The sequence below is a fragment of the Caulobacter sp. Root1472 genome, assembly GCF_001426985.1.
In the GTDB taxonomy this organism is placed as follows: Bacteria; Pseudomonadota; Alphaproteobacteria; order Caulobacterales; family Caulobacteraceae; genus Caulobacter; species Caulobacter rhizosphaerae.
Genome location: NZ_LMFX01000001.1, coordinates 215,736 through 231,725, shown reverse-complemented (window position 1 = coordinate 231,725; position 15,990 = coordinate 215,736). Strand labels below are relative to the sequence as shown.

Here is a 15,990-nt window from a genome sequence, read left to right as displayed (position 1 = left end):
ATCTGCACATCTCCGGAGATAAGGAGATCGCGTGTAGAGCGATCAGGCCCGGGTCAGGTTGAAGATCGGGGTCGCGGGAAAACCTTTGCGGCCCTGGGTGCGGCCGACATAGCCGCAGCGCACGCGGTCGCCGTGGAAGGTGGCCAGCGCGCCGGCCAGGGCTTCGCTGACACAGGCCGAGCCGGGCGCGACGTCGGGTTCGATGCGGGCGGCGACCACCACGTGGGCGCCGATCACGGCCGGGGTTCGGGTTAGCGGGTTTACCCCCAGGTGCACCGGGCCGTAGTGACCGCCGATTCGCAGGCCCAGGCCGCGCGGCAGGCCTAGAGCCCGAAGATCCAGGGCGCGATGCGCCTCCTGCAGCGCCAAGGCGGCCAGAGCGGCGTCGATCGGCTGGTCGAAGACCAGGAAGAGGCCGTCACCCCAGGTCTCGACGTGTCGGGGGCCGGCGTCGAGCTCTTCGACGACTTTGGCCATCCGCCCCATCACGGCCTCGAAGAAGGCGGGAATCTGGTCGTCGCGCAGGGTCCCGAACCCCTTCACGTCGGCGAACAGCATGGCCTTCATGCCGCGCGAGCCGGATGAGTCGACGTGTTTCGGCGGCGCGCGGGAGGGCGGCGGCCGTCGAACCGTGATGATCTCCCGCCGACGGCCGCCTTTCGCCCAATAGGCCAGGTCCACGGCCACCCCTGCCGGTCCCGCGGCGGGATGGCCGTCCCATACCCCCACCTGGATCGCCTCGGTCGCCAGGGTCTGGGCGCGCAGCACCGCGCATCCCATGGCGATCTGGCTGGCATAAGCAAAGACCTGCTCATCGCCGGCATAGGGATCTTGCGAGGCGTAGCGCACCGAGGCGGCGCGGGTGAAGCACTGCTCGAACCGCTGGACCCAATCGGCGCCGAAAGGCGCGACCGACACAGCGACGAAGGACTCCAGGCTTACGGGCAGGACAAGGTGAAGCTCGGCGCCGGCTTCCAGCAAGGCTTCGGCGAAGATGATATCTGCGCCGGCGGCCAGACCGCCGTAAGCGAAACCGATCCCATGCTCCCGCACCACGCGATCCGCCTCGCGGCGCAGGTTGCTGTCGAGCCCGCCGCTCAGGGCGCCCTGCCGCGTGGCGTCCAGAATGTGGCCCGTGAAGTGCGCGCAGGCCGGCGGCCGGAAGGTCGACAGCCAGGCCGGATCGGCGCCGGTTTCCCGGCACAGCATTTCCAACTGGCGCAAGGTGGAGGCGTGAGCCGCAAAAGCCCGCGGCGCGAGGGCCAGGGCCCGGGACATGGTCTCGCTCGCCGCCCTGAGATCTCCGACCAGGAATTTCGCTTCGGCCCGGCTGGCGGTCTCGTAGTAGGCCGCTTCCCCTTTCAGTCCCGGCGGCGGCGGGATGCGCAAAGCGGCGGCCGCCAAGGCCCGTCCACCCGCCCGATCGCCGGCGACCAGCGTCATGGTCGCGGCGTTCACCGCGCCGTAAAGACCTCCGAAGCGTTGAAAGAGCGTGTGGTAGCGACGTGTGGAGGCCTTGGCGAAAGCTATGCGGCGCCGGCCATGCGCAGCCAAGGTGACGTCCTTCAGGAGGCGTGCGCCCAAGGCGATGGCGTCGGGATCGTCGTCCGCCTGGTCCAGCCCCAACCGGACATACTCGGCGCGCGCGAAATCGACGGCGCCAGCCCGCGCCAGGCAAAGCACCGCGGCGTAGGCGGCGTCTCGCGAGATCTCGCCGGCCTCCAGGGCGGCGCGGGCGAGGTCATAGGCGGCAAGGATCTCGCCGCGCTGGATCAGCGCGGCGACCTCGTTCCTGTCGAAGAACGTGGGGCCAGTCAGGGCACGTGGCCCGCGCCGTTTTCGATCTTCGGATCCAGGATGATGTTCTGCTTGTGCGAGTCCGTCATGAACAGGCTGTAGATATATTCGCCGACCCGATTGTCTTCGTAGACGATCATGAAACACGTGAACGGTTTTTGCGGCACGTCGTACAGCGTTTCGATCCAGGTGTAGCTGGAGAAGTTGATGCCGAAATCGTCGGTGAAGAGGATCGGGCGCTTCTGGAACGTCCAGCCGACCCGGATGAGGTCATCGCTCAGCCGGAAGACCAATCGGCTCGGAGCATCAAGCTTCAGCGCCAATGGAATCGGATTCTCCGGATCGAGAACGTTCATGAAGTTGATGTTGTCGGCGATGCCGACGACCAATTCGATGATCGGTAGCGAGTCTGTCATGTGAGCCCCCCTTGAACGGTGGCGCCATCTGGAGGCGACTCCCTCCAGAATGCAAGGAAACCGGGATGGGCATAGCCCTGTTTTCGCAGGCTCGTCACAATCGCCTGCGCCTGATCAGATCGCCCCTGGGCCTGATAGGCCCGCGCCAGGATGTCGAGGCTGGTCGAAGGCAGGGACCCGCGTCGCGGCGACAGGGCCGAGATGGTCGCCGCAGGCCGCCCCGCCGCTAGGTGAGCGGCCCCATAGAGAGCCGCGCGCTCGGCGGCCGTTTCCCGCGATACGGGGGTGCGGTCCAGCCGGCCCAGCAGCGCCAGCGCCAGGCTCCGCTCGCGCATGAGATCACCGTCCAGGCGGGCCAGGGTGACCGCCTGCATCTCGAGCCGGCCATCAAGATCAGCCCGCCAGCTTTTGGCCTCGTCGCCTGTACGGAGGTCGGCCAGGATGGCTACAGCCTCGGCGCGGGCCGAGCGCGCCTGCGCCAGCCGCCCCGACCAGGCGGCGAAATCGACCGCGTCCAACTGGCCGATCAACAGGTATTCGCGCCAACGGGCGTTGGTCGGATCCAGGGCTACGAGCGCACGCAGCCCGTTCAGGGCCTGGGTCGAGCGCGCCGCGCCGTGCGCCGTCCGGCCCAGATCCAGTTCCAGCCGCGCCAGCGCCAATTGGGCGGCGAGGCTGCGGGCGGCCAGGGGCTTGTCAGAGGCGGTCTTCGCCGAGGCTTGGGCCAGGAGGTTCGCCGCGCCCTCGCGTTCGGCGTAGGCCTCGCGCGGACGGCCCAGCTTGACGAGCGAATCCGCCACCCAGGCGTGGGCGTCCACGGCGTCGACCAGGCGGTCCTGGTCGTTGGGCGCTCGGGCCCGTTCGGCCTCGAAGGCGGCCAGGGCGGCGCGGAAGGTGACCAGCGCCTCTTCCGCCCGGCCCTGTTCCAGCAGCAGCGTGCCGAGATTGCTCCTGGCGTAGGCGACCTCCAACCGCCAGTCGGCGCGGTCCGGATCGAGCCGCACCAGCGTCTGAGCCAGTTCGCCATAGCGCTTGAAACCGCGTTCAGCGCCGGCGGTGTCGCCCTGACGCCATTGCATATAGGCCAGCCAGTAGACGTTCTGCGCCTCGTCGTAGATGCGCTCGCCGTTGTCGGGGGCGCGCAGGGCCAGTTCGTGCGTCGTGACCGCCGCCTGGCCGAAGGCGTCACGGGCGCCGGCCAGGTCGCCGCGCTGTTCCCGGATCGTGCCCAGCAGGGTCTGGGCCTTGGCGCGCTGGGCCAGGGCGCGGTCGTCGAGCCGGTCTGTGCGCGCCTTGCCGTAATAGGCCAGCACCTTGGCGCCCACGCCGTCCAGGACGTCCAGCCGGCCCACGGGCTCAAGCTGTTCGCGCAGATCGCCCAGCATGTAGGCCACCAGCGCCTCGGTCTCGTCGCGCTGGTCGCGAGCGATCTGACGAGACTTCAGGGTGGCGACGGTCATCCCGCCCATGGCGAGGGCGACCACCAGGGCCAGGGCGGTGAAGGCCGCCATCACCTGCATGCCACGGCGGGCGTCGCGCTGGACCAGTTGGTCGAGGCTGACGTCCAGCAATCGGGCGGCGATCTTCAACCGGGCCAGGCGCGGCCCGTCGGCGTCGCGCCGCGGATCCACGGCCAGGGGCTCGACGCCCGTCGGCAAGGCCGCCCGCAAGGCCGGCGGCAACAACTCGGCCAGGGGTGTCCCCTTCGGCGTCGCCTGCGAGATCACGCAGATGATCTGCCCAAGACCGTGGTCCTTCAGGAAGTAGGCCGCCTCCTGATCCACCCAGCGCGAGCTTGCGGCGGCCGGAGAGCAAAGAACGATCAGGGCGTCGGAGCGGTCCAGGGCGTCGCGGATCACCCCGCCCAGGTCCGGCGAGGCGCTCAGGTCGTCGCGGTCGCGAAAGATCGGCGTCAGCCGACGAGTCGACACCTGGCCGCCGGCCGTGGCCAGGCGACGTGGCGCGCGGTAAGTCTCCAGGGCGCGGTGCAGCCATCCGGCGGCTTTGCGGTCCTGATGGCTATAGCTGATAAAGGCCCGGTAGCGCGGTCGGCTGTCCATTCGTCGTCCCCGGATCGACTGTTCAGGAGCGTTCTCGATGGCCGTGCCCCCTCCCTCGTCCCCGCTCGCCCCGAGCCAGGCGCCGCTCGCGCCGTCGCCCGAAGGCGACTATCGCGCCAACCGGCTGTTCCGGCACATGGCGCGCGACGAGATCGAGGCCCTGGCGCCCCAGGTCGAGCACCTTCACTATGGCAAGGGCGAGCTGATCGTCCAGCGGTTGGATGAAAGCGGCGGCATCCATCTGCTGTTGAAGGGCGCGCTGTTGGCCAACCAATACGCCCGGTCCGGCCGCGAGGTGGGTTATCGACGCATTTCGGCGGGCGGCTATTTCGGCGAGATCTCGGCGATCGACGGCTTGCCCCGCTCGGTGAACATTGTGGCGCTGGAGGACGTGCGGGTCGCTCGCTTGCCCCAGGGACTGGTCCAGACCCTGTTCGAGCGGTCGCCCCGTTTCATGCGGGCGATCCTGGAGGACCTGGCCAACCTGACACGCGCCCTCACCGACCGCCTGTTCGAGCTGAACGCCGTCTCGGTGGCCTGCCGCGTCGACATCGAACTTCTGCGCATGGCGGCCTCGGCGGGGGGAGACGGCCGCGAAGCCGTCATCCATCCCTGCCCGACCCACGCCGAGCTGGCGGTGCTGGTGGGAAGCCAGCGCGAGCCGGTGACGCGGGAACTGAACCGGCTGGCCGGGCTCGGGATCGTCGCCCAGACCGGCCGCACCTTGCGGGTTCTCAACCTGCCCGCCCTGGCCGACGAGATCGAGCGCATCGGCGGCGAAGTCTAGAGCAAGCCGCGCGATATAGGACTCAGGCGGCTTGCTCTAGATTTTTGTTTTCGCATCGCTTTTGCGGAAAACCGGCATCCACTTTCCCGCGCGATGCTCTAGCCGCGCCGCCATCAAGCCAAAACCCGCATCGGTCGATAGCGCCTTTGGCTTAGACCGCCGCCGCCGCCGCCCATAGCCTTTGCTGGAACCTACGGTCACGGCGGGGACGGCGCGACGCCCTCTCGGCGAGAAGGACCGACGACGAGCGAGGACTTGATGAGCAGAATGACGCCGTCCGAAATGGCCCGGCAGATCGGCGGAGGGTTGCTGTCGTTCCCCGTCACCCCTTTCGACGCCCAGCACCAGTTCGCCGAGGCGCCGTATCGCGAACACTGCGCCTGGATGCTTGAGCATGAGCTGGCGGGCCTGTTCGCGGCCGGCGGCACCGGCGAGTTCTTTTCCCTGACCCCGCCGGAGGTGGCCCGGGTGGTCAGGGCCGCCGTCGAGGAGACGGCCGGCAAGATCCCGGTCGTCGCCGGCTGCGGCTACGGCACGGCCATCGCCGTCGACTTGGCGAAGGCCGCCCACGCGGCCGGCGCCGACGGCCTGCTGTTGCTGCCGCCCTACCTGATGAACTCCACCCAGGAAGGCTTGGCGGCCCATGTCGAGGCGGTTTGCAAGGCCACGCCGCTGGGGGTGATCGTCTACAACCGCGACAATGCGATCCTGACCGAGGATACGCTCGAAAAGCTGTGCGACCGCAACCCCAACCTGGTCGGCTTTAAGGACGGGGTCGGCGACATCGAGCTGATGATGCGGGTCTACGCCCGGATGGGCGAGCGCCTGACCTATGTCGGCGGTCTCCCGACCGCCGAGACCTTCGCCCTGCCCTATCTGGAGATGGGCGTGACCACCTATTCCTCGGCGATCTTCAACTTCATGCCGGAATGGGCGCTCTCCTTCTACAAGGCGGTGCGGGCCCAGGACCGGACGGCGGTGATGGCCGGCCTGCGCGACTTCGTGCTGCCCTACATCGCCCTGCGCAACCGCGGTCGCGGCTATGCGGTCTCGATCGTCAAGGCCGGCATGAAGGTGGTCGGCCGCGACGCCGGCCCGGTCCGCACGCCCCTGACCGACCTGAGCCCCGCCGAGCTGGCCGAGCTGGAGGTGCTTATCCGGCGCGCCCAGGGCCAGGCCTAGACGGTGGTCGCCGTCGGCGTCCGGCGGGCTCACGGCGGCCCCCTCGCCAAGGCCAGGCCCGCGGCCGTGGCGACGGCTACCCCTTTGTTGCCCAAGCGCCTAACCTCGTCGGCCCACGGGGTCACGAGCGGGCGCTATCCGATGTTCGAACTGAGTCAGCTGCGCTGTTTCTTGGCCACGGCCGAGGAGCTGCATTTCGGCCGCGCCGCCCAGCGGCTGAACATGACCCAGCCACCGCTCAGCCGGCAGGTCCAGCTGCTGGAGCGCATCCTCGGCGTCACCCTGCTGGACCGCACCAGCCGCTCGGTGCGGCTGACGCCCGCCGGCCGCGCCTTCTTGCTGGAGGCCCGCCGGATCCTGCGCCTGGCCGAGAGCGCCGCCCTGGCCACCCGCCGCATCGCCGTGGGCGACGCCGGCCAGATCGCCATCGGCTTCACCGCCGCCTCCGGCTACAATTTCCTGCCCAGCCTGGTGATCCTGTCGCGGGCCCGGCTGCCCAACGCCGACCTGACCCTGCGCGAGATGGTCACCCGGGAGCAGGTTGAGGCCCTGCTGACCGGCCGCATCGACATCGGCCTGGTGCGCCCCCCGATGGAGCGCGCCGAGTTCGCCACCGCGCGCGTGCTGACCGAACCCCTGGTCGCGGCCCTGCCGACCGGCGACCCGCGCCTGGCCAAGGCGTCGCTGGCCCTGGCCGACTTCGACGACGCGCCGCTGATCATGTATTCGGCCGAAGGCGCGGGCTATTTCCACAACATGCTGACCACGCTGTTCGACTCTAACGGCGTGACGCCGCACTACGTCCAGCATGTCACCCAGATCCATTCGATGCTGGCCCTGGTCCATGCCGGCCTCGGCGCGGCCCTGGTGCCGGAAGCGGCCATGAGTCTGCATTTCGACGACGTGCAGTTCCGCCCGGTCGAGACCACGCCAGATCGTCCGGTCGAGCTCTACATGGCCTGGCGCAAGGACAATGATAGCCCGATCCTGCAGTCGTTCATCGACCTCTGCACGGCCGAGGCCTCGCCCGCCGAGACCCTCGTCGACTAACCGCCCTCTCCTTGGAGCGGGCCAAGATGCATGCCTGGGGAGACGCCGTTCATGACCACCCATCGCCGCGCCGTCCTGGCGGCCGCCGCCGCGACCCTGGCCGCCGCGACCGGAGCGCGGGCCGCCATTGAAGGTCCGATCGCCGCCACCCGCTACGGCAGGGTGCGCGGCGCCGAGGTGGACGGGATCAAGGTCTTCAAGGGCGTGCGCTACGGCGCCGACACCGCCCCGCGCCGGTTCAGGCCCGCCCTGCCGCCCGAGCCGTGGACGGGGGTGGCGGACGCCCTGGCCTACGGGCCGGCCAGCCCGCAGTTGAAGACGGCGGAGGCCGTCAGCGAGGACTGCCTGTTCCTCAATGTCTGGACCCCGGCGCTGGATGGGAAGAAGCGGCCGGTGATGGTCTATGTTCACGGCGGGGCCCACGCCAGCGGCTCAGGCTCGGATCCGCTCTATGATGGCGTAAGACTGGCCCGGCGCGGTGACGTGGTGGTGGTGACCGTCAATCACCGGCTCAACGTGTTCGGCTATTGTTACCTCGCCGAGCTGGGCGGGCCGGACCTGGCCGACAGCGGCAATGTCGGCAACCTCGACCTGGTGATGGCCCTGGAATGGGTTCGCGACAACATCGCCGCGTTCGGGGGCGATCCCGGCAACGTCACCGCCTTCGGCCAGTCGGGCGGCGGGGCCAAGGTCGTGACCCTGATGGCCATGCCGGTCGCCAAGGGCCTGTTTCACAAGGCCGCGACCATGAGCGGCCAGCACGTGACCGCCATGGGTCCGATCCACGCGACGATCCGCGCCAGGACGTTCATGGAGGCGCTGGGCCTGCGTCCCGACCAGGTCGACGTCCTGCGCGCTCTGCCGGCCGAGCGGCTGGTGGCCGCGCTGAAGACGCCCGACCCGCTGGAGCGCAAGGGCTCGATCCTCTTCTGGTCGGTGATGGACGGCGGGGTGCTGCCGCGCCATCCGTTCTATCCGGACGCGCCCCGGCAAAGCGCCCAGATCCCGATGATCATCGGCAACACCCACGACGAGACCCGCGCCTTCCTCGGCGGCGATCCCCGGAACTTTGCCCTGACTTGGGAGGAGCTGCCGCAGCGTCTGGGGCCGGAGCTGGTGCTGGACGTCGCGCCGCGCCAGGTGATCGCCCGCTATCGCGAGCTCTATCCGCACTATACGCCGTCCGAGGTGTTCTTCGCCGCCACCACGGCGGGGCGTTCGTGGCCGGGCCACCTGATCCAGGCCGAGCAGCGGGCGAGGATCGGCGCGCCGGCCTGGATGTACCAGCTGGACTTCGGCTCGCCGCTCGACGGCGGCAAGCTGCGGGCGTTCCACAGCTTCGACATCGCCCTGGTGTTCGACAATCTGGGTGCGCCGGGCTCCAAGACCGGCACGGGGCCGGCCGCCCGCGCCGTGGCCCGCCAGATGAGCGAGGCCTTCCTGGCCTTCGCCCGGACCGGCGACCCCAACTGCGCGGCGATCCCGGCGTGGGGCAAGTACGAGCTGCCAAAGCGGGCGACGATGGTGTTCGACGAGACTTCGATGATGGTCGACGATCCGCGCAGGGAAGAGCGTGAGTTGTTCGCTGTCGCGCCCTTCCTGAAAGAGGGAACCTAGTCGGCGTGCTTGCGAGCCAGGGCCTATGCTGAAATGGTCGCCGCAACGAAGGGAGGCGCTCATGCAGGCCTCGGTCTTTGTCGGCGCCAGCGTCGACGGCTTCATCGCCCGCCCTGACGGCGGCCTCGATTGGTTGCCTGTCGGCGGCGGCGAACCCCATGGCTACGACGCGTTCATGGCCACCGTCGATGCGCTGGTCGTTGGCCGGAACACCTACGAGATCGTCCTGGGCTTCGACGCCTGGCCCTTCGGCGCCAAACCGGTCTTCGTACTGAGCACCGGCACGCTCCTCCCCGCGCCGGGCGGCGCCGTCGTGGAGCGCCTGTCGGGAGCGCCGGCCGAGATCGTCTCGCGGCTCGCGGCGCGCGGCGTCGGTCACATCTATGTGGATGGCGGGATCACCATTCAGCGGTTTCTCGGAGCCGGACTCATCCAGCGTCTGATTATCACCCGCGTGCCCGTCCTGCTCGGCCAGGGCATCCCCCTGTTCGGCGCCGTGCCGGGCGACATCAAGCTTCGGCACGTGGCGACCAGGAGCTTCGCCAGCGGCCTGGTTCAAAGCGAGTATCATCTGGGAGATGCGGCCGATCAGACCCCAACCGCGCTGTGGTGAGCGCCTGGACGATGCCCGCCGACTGCCGGTTCAGATCGCCCGATCCCACGGAAAGCTCAGGGTCGGCGGGTTCACGTGGCGCTTCATCTTCAGCACCAGCCGCGCCCCCGCTCCCGCCGCCAGCCGCACGGTGAAGGCCGAAGCGTCGACCAACACAGGTGCTCCGTCGTCGGCCGCCACGCTCAGCACCTGGTGCTCGCCATAACCGCCGCCCTGCACGGTCACGGTCCGGGCCTGGACCGGGTTGGTGTTGACCAGGATCACGCTCGCCCCCTCGTCGCTGAGGGTCTCGACCAAGGCGGCGACGTCCTCGGGAACGCCGGCTCGGCGGCGCTCGGGGTCGAAATAGCGCAGGCGGGCATAGAGCAGCGCCCCGCCCTGGGCCGGCGAGGTCGGCGACCAGGGCGGCCGGGCGATGTGGATCCCGCCCTGCATCAGGTGGATCAGGGCGTTGGCGCTGGCGGGATTGATGTCCAGGGCCGCGTCGGCCAGCCGGGTGTCCGGCGTGGAGCGGTCGTCGCGCTGGGCCTGAGCCCTGGCCCGCACCTGTTCCAGGTCCTTGCGCAGGATCCTCACGGGGAAGTCCGGGTCCTTGCCGTCCAGGAACGCCAGCCACGGATGCTCGGCGGCCCGGGCCCGGTCCGAGACCCGCATCGACAGGTACCAGATCTCCAGGCCGTTGATGCGATAGTCGCCGGGCGCATAGCCGTACCAGCCCTTGTCCCCGTACATGCGCGGGGTATGGACCTTGCCGTCGATGACCTTCTTCTGGGCGTTGATGACGTCGGCCTGCCGGCGCCAGACCTCCAGGTACTTGTCGTCGCCGGTCAGCAGGTAGGCGTTCATGAAGCCGACGATGGCCCGCGGCACCCGGTTGCGGTCCTCACGCTTGCCGGTCTGGGGCACGACCGGGCTGAAGCCCCAGCCATAGACCCCGCCCCACCACTTGCCGCCGGTCGCGCCGCCGATCCTGCCGTCCAGGCCGATATTGCTGGGCAGAACCCCGCCATTGGCCTGGGCCCGCTCGACCCAGGCGTCGACATAGCCCAGCAGCCAGTCGCGGTATTTCGGCTCGTGGTCCAGCATGTAGGCGTTCAGCACCAGGCTGGTGACCTGCAGGTTCAGCGGCCCGTCGCCGATCACCTCGGTGTATTCGTCGTAGTGGTGCAGGGTCTCCGCGTAGGTGCGCTCGCCGTGCTCCATGAAGAAGTCGCCGACCTCGAACGGGTCGCCGGCCCAGTCGAGCGGCGTGGCCTTGCGCAGCATCGGACCGCGGCTGCCGGTGATCATGCTGCGGATGATCCTGTGCTGGGGATCATAGTTCGGCGCGCCGGGGTCCTCATTCATGTAGAAACCGGAGAACCGCCTGACCCGATCGCGGTAACGGGCGTCGTAGGGATCGGACAGCCCCAGCAGGTTGAACACCGACAGCCCCTCGGACAGGTGCTGCCAGTCGGTCATGACCGGGAACTCCTTGTAGTACATGCCCTCGCGCGCGAACGGCACGTCCTTGGTCCGGGCCAGGGTGTACTGGCGGACATTGCCCTCGTAGGCATTCTTCGACAGCTCCAGCAGCCGGTCGCTGGCGCCCAGGGCGTGCAGGTGCGGCCAGTCGTTGACGTTCTCGATCGCGTCGTCGGGCCCGTCGTTGGCGCCCCAGCGCTCGACCGCCAGCAGGAAGCCGCGCTCGTCGAAATAGCGGGCGAAGAAGGCCTCGCAGGCCTCGGCGTTGGCCCGCAGCAGCGCGCGCTCCAGCAGCGCCCATTCGGGCGGGGCCATCGGCGTCGTGATCTCCAGGCTGGTCGCGGGCGCGGCCATCGCCGGCGCGGCGACGGTCGCCAGCAGCAAGGCGGAGGCGTTGCGCAGAAAGCGGCGGCGGCTGGTCATAGAGGCCCCTCTCCCGCTCAGGCCGCCGGCTTCAGCACGAGGCGCTGGATCTTGCCGACGATCAGGAAATAGGCGGCGATGGTGATCAGGCAGTGGACGCCCACGAAGATCAACGCCCCGTCGAACGACCCCGTGCCCTTGACGATGTAGCCGATGACAATCGGCGTCACGATGCCGGCGATGTTGCCGAAGGTGTTGAAGATCCCGCCCGTCACCCCGGCCATCTCCTTGGGCGAGGTGTCGGCCACCACGGCCCAGCCCAGCGAGGCCACGCCCTTGCCGAAGAAGGCGACCGCCATGATCACGATGACCAGCCATTCCTGTTCGACATAGTTGCAGGCGATGATCAGCGAGGCCAGCAGCATGCCTACCAGCAGCGGCGTCTTGCGGGCGATGTCCAGCGAGCCGGTCTTCTTCAGCAGGCGGTCCGAGATGATCCCGCCCAGCAGCCCGCCGACGAAGCCGCACAGGGCGGGCGCCGCGGCGGTGAAGCCGGCCTGCAGGATCGACAGTCCCCGCTCCTTGACCAGGTAGATCGGGAACCAGGTGACGAAGAAATAGGTCAGCACGTTGATGCAGTACTGGCCCAGATAGACGCCCAGCAGCATGCGGCTGGTCAGCACCTGGCGCACATTGGGCCAGGTGAAGGCCGCGCCGTTGCTGGCGGCCTTGTCCTCCATGCGGACAAGGCCGCCGCCGGACTCGATATAGTCGAACTCCGCGGTGTTGATCGCCGGGTGCTCGGTCGGGGCGTGGATGAACTTGACGAACACCACGGCGGCCACCAGGCCGACCGCGCCCATCACGAAAAACACCGAATGCCAGCCGAACTGATGGACCAGCCAGCCCATCAGTGGCGCGAAGGCCACTAAGGCGAAATATTGGGCGGCGTTGAAGATCGCCGAGGCCGTTCCCCGCTCCGAGCCCGGGAACCAGGCGGCGACGATGCGGGAATTGGCCGGAAAGGACGGCGCCTCGGCGACGCCGACCATGAAGCGCATGGCGAACAGCGCCACGGCCGCGGCCAGGCCGGTGAAGACCCCCGCCAGGCCCTGCAAGGCGGTGAAGAACGACCAGGTCACCAAGGCGATGGTGTAGATCTTCTTGGAGCCGAAACGGTCGAGCAGGATCCCACCCGGGATCTGGCCCAGCACATAGGCCCAGGCGAAGGCCGACAGGATGTAGCCCATGGCCACCGGGTCCAGGCCCAGTTCCTTGGACGCCGACTGCCCGGCGATCGAAAAGGTGGCGCGGTCGGCGTAGTTGATCGTGGTGATGATGAACAGCAGCAGGATGATCAGCCAGCGGACACGGGTCCTTCTGGCGGCGCCGTCGGCGTTCTGCGCGCTCATCGCGTTCCTTCCCGTTCTTATCGTCGCGGCTCTTCGAGTCGCGCGGGGCCCATTGGCGGCCGCTCAGGATCGAAAGGCTTAGAGGGGCGAGCCGGCGGGGTCTAAGTCAAATCGCCTATCGACCGATCCAACGCCAACATCGATGACGACGGATGCGCGCGGGCCTGGCGGAGCCCGAGGCCTTGTTTCGTCCGGGTTTCCCGCCAGAAAGCCCGGATCGCACGGCCATCGCCGTAGCATCGGTGCAGATCCTGCATCGGTTCATGCCCGATTGGGATTGGCCGTCGCCGCGAGCCGGCCCCTATCCTTTTCGACACCACGAGAGACCGACGCAGATCGATCTCGAAAAGAAGAAGACCCGCCATCGCGGGCTTGGGAGGGAATATGACGTCTCGCGATACGTCGAATCTTCGCACCATCCTGCGCTGCGGCGCCTCAAGCCTGGCCGTGAGCCTGGCCGTCGCGGCCGGGGCCGCCCACGCCCAGGACGCCGCCCCGCCCGCGCTTTCCCAGGCGATCGAACCCGACAACGCCGTCGAGGAGGTGGTGGTCACCGGCTTCCGCGCGAGCCTGGCCAGCGCCATCAACGTCAAGCGCAACGCCTCGGGCGTGGTCGACGCCATCAAGGCCGAGGACATCGCCCAGTTCCCTGACCTGAACCTGGCCGAGTCGCTGCAGCGCATTCCCGGCGTCGCCATCTCGCGGATCAACGGCGAGGGCCGGCAGATCTCAGTGCGCGGCCTGGGTTCGGAATATACCCGTGTGCGGATCAACGGCATGGAGGCGATCACCACCACCGGCGGCACCGCCAACAGCGGCGGCACCAACCGCGGCCGCGGCTTCGATTTCAACATCTTCGCCTCGGACCTGTTCAACAGCATCGCCGTGCGCAAGACCGCCTCGGCCGACGTCGAGGAAGGCTCGCTGGGCGCGACCGTCGACCTGAACACCGCCCGCCCCTTCGACTCCGGCAAGCCCCAGCTCGTGCTGTCAGCCCAGGCCAGCTACAACGACCTGGCCCGCAAGGCCGGCCCCCGCCTGTCGGCCCTGGCCAGCCGCACCTGGCGCGACGGCACGATCGGCGCCCTGGTCTCGGTGGCCTACGAGGACCGCCGCCTGCTCGAGGAAGGCGCCAACATCACCCGCTGGACCTATGGCGGCAGCAACGGCGGCTTCAACGCCGCCTCCACCCTGCCCGGCTACACCCTGGCCCAGATCAACGACACCAATCCGGCCACGGCGATCTATCACCCGCGGATCCCCGCCTATGTGAGCTACGACATCGAGTCCAAGCGCTTGGGGGCCAGCGGGTCGCTGCAGTGGAAGCCGACGGACAACACCACCGTCTCGCTGGACGCCCTCTATTCTTACCTGGCCGGCACCCGCAAGGAGGCCCAGTTGCAGGCGATCGGCCTGTCGCGCTCGGGGACCGGGAAGCCCCAGACCATCATCCGCGACGGCGTGGTCGACGCCAACCACAACCTGGTCTACGCCAGGCTCGACAATGTCGACCTGCGCACCCAGTCGGCCTATGACGAGCTGAACACCGAATTCAAGCAGTTCACCCTGTCGGCCGAGCACCGGTTCACCGACCGGTTTAAGGTCGGGGCCCTGGCCGGCTACGCGGACTCGACCTTCACCCAGCCGGTGTCGACGATCATCACCTTCGATCGGGCCAACAGCCAGGGCTATTCCTACGACTTCCGCGACCACCGCCTGCCGACCATCGGGCTGGGCTTCGACCCGACCAACCCGGTCAACTGGAGCGCCGTCAACGGCACGTCCGAGGTGCGCCTGCGGCCCCAGTTCGTCGAGAACCAGTTCACCAACGGCAAGCTGTTCGGCGCCTACGAGTTCAACGACCACCTGACGCTGAAGGCCGGGATCGACTTCCGCAAGTTCGAGTACGACAGCTACGGCCAGTATCGCACCAGCGAGACCGTCTCCCAGACCCTGACCCCGGCCCAGCTGGCCGCCGTGTCCAAGGTCTATTCCGGCTTCGGCCGCAACCTGGGCCTGCCGGACGGCAACGCCACGGCCTGGCTGGTTCCCGACATCGACGCCTACGCCAAGGCCTACGGCATCTACAGCAACACCGGCATCTACGCCCTGACCAACACCAACAACAGCTCGGCCCGCGGCCAGTACGGCACGGTCGAGGAAAAGGACGCCGGCGTCTATGCCGAGGCCGAGTTCAAGTTCGACGCCTTCGGCCTGCCCTTCCGCGGCGACGCCGGCGTGCGGCAGGTCAACACCCAGCAGGAATCCGGCGGTTATGCGGTCGTCAACGGCGCGGTGCAGCTGGTCAACGTGCGGCGCGACTACAACATGACCCTGCCATCGTTCAACCTGGCGGCGGACCTTACGGACACCGTCGTCGCCCGGATCAGCGCGGCGAAGACCATCTCGCGGCCCGGCATCGGCTCGCTGACGCCCGGCGGCGACGTCAGCGTCCAGGGCGCCAACCGCACCTTCTCGACCGGCAACCCGGACCTGGACCCGACCCAGTCCAAGAACCTGGACCTGTCGCTGGAATGGTATCCCAGCCAGGGCGCGATCCTGGCCGTGGGTGTCTTCTATAAGAAGATCGACACCTTCGTGGCCACGCTGCGCACCCAGGTTCCCTACAACACCCTGGGCTTGCCGGACTCGCTGATCGCCGGCACCAGCGCCTCGTCCACCGACATCTTCGACGTCACCCAGCCGGTCAATTCCAACGGCGGCAGTCTAAAGGGCATCGAGATCAACTGGCAGCAGCCGCTGACCTTCCTGCCCGGCGCCTGGCGGCACTTGGGCTACATCGTCAACTTCACCCATGTCAGCTCGGACATCACCTACCTGACCTCGACGACGCCGGGCGCGCCCACGGTCAACGCGCCGCTGGTGGGCCTGTCGAAGAACGCCGCCAACGCCACGCTTTATTACGAGACCGATCGCTGGAGCGTCCGCGGCTCGGTGGCCTATCGCGGCGGCTACCTGACCCAGGTGCCGGGCAATGACGGCAACGCCTATCACGGGACCAATTCGACCGTGAACGTCGACGCCCAGGCCAGCTTCAACGTCCGCCCGAACCTCAAGCTGAGCATCGAGGGCGTGAACCTGACCGACGAGTTCAACGACCAGTATGTCGGCGATAGCAACCGGCTGAACGTCTACACCCACAGCGGCCGGACCTTCTTCGTCGGCCTTCGCTACAACTTCTAGGGCGCACCCTTCCTCCCGACAGCGC

General features: G+C 68.4%; 11 protein-coding genes. 6 read left to right on the top strand and 5 right to left on the bottom strand.

What is annotated here, in order from left to right:
• Positions 1–42 precede the first annotated feature (42 nt).
• The 3 genes from ASD47_RS01055 to ASD47_RS01045 all read right to left on the bottom strand — a co-directional run bounded on the left by ASD47_RS01055 (position 43) and on the right by ASD47_RS01045 (position 4,273).
• Positions 43–1,683, bottom strand: coding sequence for an adenylate/guanylate cyclase domain-containing protein (locus tag ASD47_RS01055; protein ID WP_156402052.1), 1,641 nt, complete (start codon positions 1,681–1,683; stop codon positions 43–45).
• A 131-nt stretch (positions 1,684–1,814) separates the two neighbouring features.
• Entirely contained in the window at positions 1,815–2,186 is a 372-nt protein-coding gene (locus ASD47_RS01050) for a hypothetical protein (protein ID WP_082564423.1), read from the bottom strand.
• A gap of 23 nt (positions 2,187–2,209) precedes the next feature.
• On the bottom strand, positions 2,210–4,273 hold the full coding sequence (locus tag ASD47_RS01045; protein WP_056750335.1) for a toll/interleukin-1 receptor domain-containing protein: 2,064 nt from the start codon (positions 4,271–4,273) through the stop codon (positions 2,210–2,212).
• Positions 4,274–4,310: 37 nt separating this feature from the next.
• Here ASD47_RS01045 and ASD47_RS01040 point away from each other — a divergent pair, with 37 nt between their 5' ends.
• From ASD47_RS01040 to ASD47_RS01020, 5 genes are all read left to right on the top strand, one after another.
• Entirely contained in the window at positions 4,311–5,060 is a 750-nt protein-coding gene (locus tag ASD47_RS01040; protein ID WP_056750331.1) for a Crp/Fnr family transcriptional regulator, read from the top strand.
• A gap of 258 nt (positions 5,061–5,318) precedes the next feature.
• Positions 5,319–6,242: a 5-dehydro-4-deoxyglucarate dehydratase gene (gene kdgD / locus ASD47_RS01035; protein ID WP_056750325.1), complete on the top strand. Its 924-nt coding sequence runs from the start codon at positions 5,319–5,321 to the stop codon at positions 6,240–6,242.
• Positions 6,243–6,383: 141 nt separating this feature from the next.
• The gene (locus ASD47_RS01030; protein ID WP_056750324.1) at positions 6,384–7,292 is read left to right on the top strand and encodes a LysR substrate-binding domain-containing protein; all 909 of its coding nucleotides are present in this window, start codon (positions 6,384–6,386) and stop codon (positions 7,290–7,292) included.
• A 51-nt stretch (positions 7,293–7,343) separates the two neighbouring features.
• Entirely contained in the window at positions 7,344–8,909 is a 1,566-nt protein-coding gene (locus ASD47_RS01025; protein ID WP_056750321.1) for a carboxylesterase/lipase family protein, read from the top strand.
• 61 nt (positions 8,910–8,970) lie between these two features.
• A complete protein-coding gene (locus ASD47_RS01020) occupies positions 8,971–9,522 on the top strand; it encodes a dihydrofolate reductase family protein (RefSeq protein WP_056750319.1) in 552 nt (183 codons plus the stop codon).
• 30 nt (positions 9,523–9,552) lie between these two features.
• Here ASD47_RS01020 and ASD47_RS01015 read toward each other — a convergent pair whose 3' ends face one another.
• A complete protein-coding gene (locus ASD47_RS01015) occupies positions 9,553–11,409 on the bottom strand; it encodes a hypothetical protein (protein ID WP_056750316.1) in 1,857 nt (618 codons plus the stop codon).
• A 17-nt stretch (positions 11,410–11,426) separates the two neighbouring features.
• Positions 11,427–12,761 (bottom strand): MFS transporter, encoded by a 1,335-nt coding sequence (locus ASD47_RS01010; RefSeq protein ID WP_056750313.1) that lies wholly within the window; start codon positions 12,759–12,761, stop codon positions 11,427–11,429.
• Positions 12,762–13,145: 384 nt separating this feature from the next.
• Between ASD47_RS01010 and ASD47_RS01005 the strand changes: the two genes are divergently transcribed.
• Positions 13,146–15,965 (top strand): TonB-dependent receptor, encoded by a 2,820-nt coding sequence (locus ASD47_RS01005; RefSeq protein WP_056750312.1) that lies wholly within the window; start codon positions 13,146–13,148, stop codon positions 15,963–15,965.
• Positions 15,966–15,990 lie beyond the last annotated feature (25 nt).

Coding starts and splice junctions, on each gene's coding strand:
- kdgD (WP_056750325.1), top strand. CDS start 5,319: ATGAGCAGAATGACGCCGTCCGAAATGGCCCGGCAGATCGGCGGAGGG.
- ASD47_RS01010 (WP_056750313.1), bottom strand. CDS start 12,761: ATGAGCGCGCAGAACGCCGACGGCGCCGCCAGAAGGACCCGTGTCCGC.
- ASD47_RS01040 (WP_056750331.1), top strand. CDS start 4,311: ATGGCCGTGCCCCCTCCCTCGTCCCCGCTCGCCCCGAGCCAGGCGCCG.
- ASD47_RS01020 (WP_056750319.1), top strand. CDS start 8,971: ATGCAGGCCTCGGTCTTTGTCGGCGCCAGCGTCGACGGCTTCATCGCC.
- ASD47_RS01015 (WP_056750316.1), bottom strand. CDS start 11,409: ATGACCAGCCGCCGCCGCTTTCTGCGCAACGCCTCCGCCTTGCTGCTG.
- ASD47_RS01025 (WP_056750321.1), top strand. CDS start 7,344: ATGACCACCCATCGCCGCGCCGTCCTGGCGGCCGCCGCCGCGACCCTG.
- ASD47_RS01030 (WP_056750324.1), top strand. CDS start 6,384: ATGTTCGAACTGAGTCAGCTGCGCTGTTTCTTGGCCACGGCCGAGGAG.
- ASD47_RS01045 (WP_056750335.1), bottom strand. CDS start 4,273: ATGGACAGCCGACCGCGCTACCGGGCCTTTATCAGCTATAGCCATCAG.
- ASD47_RS01005 (WP_056750312.1), top strand. CDS start 13,146: ATGACGTCTCGCGATACGTCGAATCTTCGCACCATCCTGCGCTGCGGC.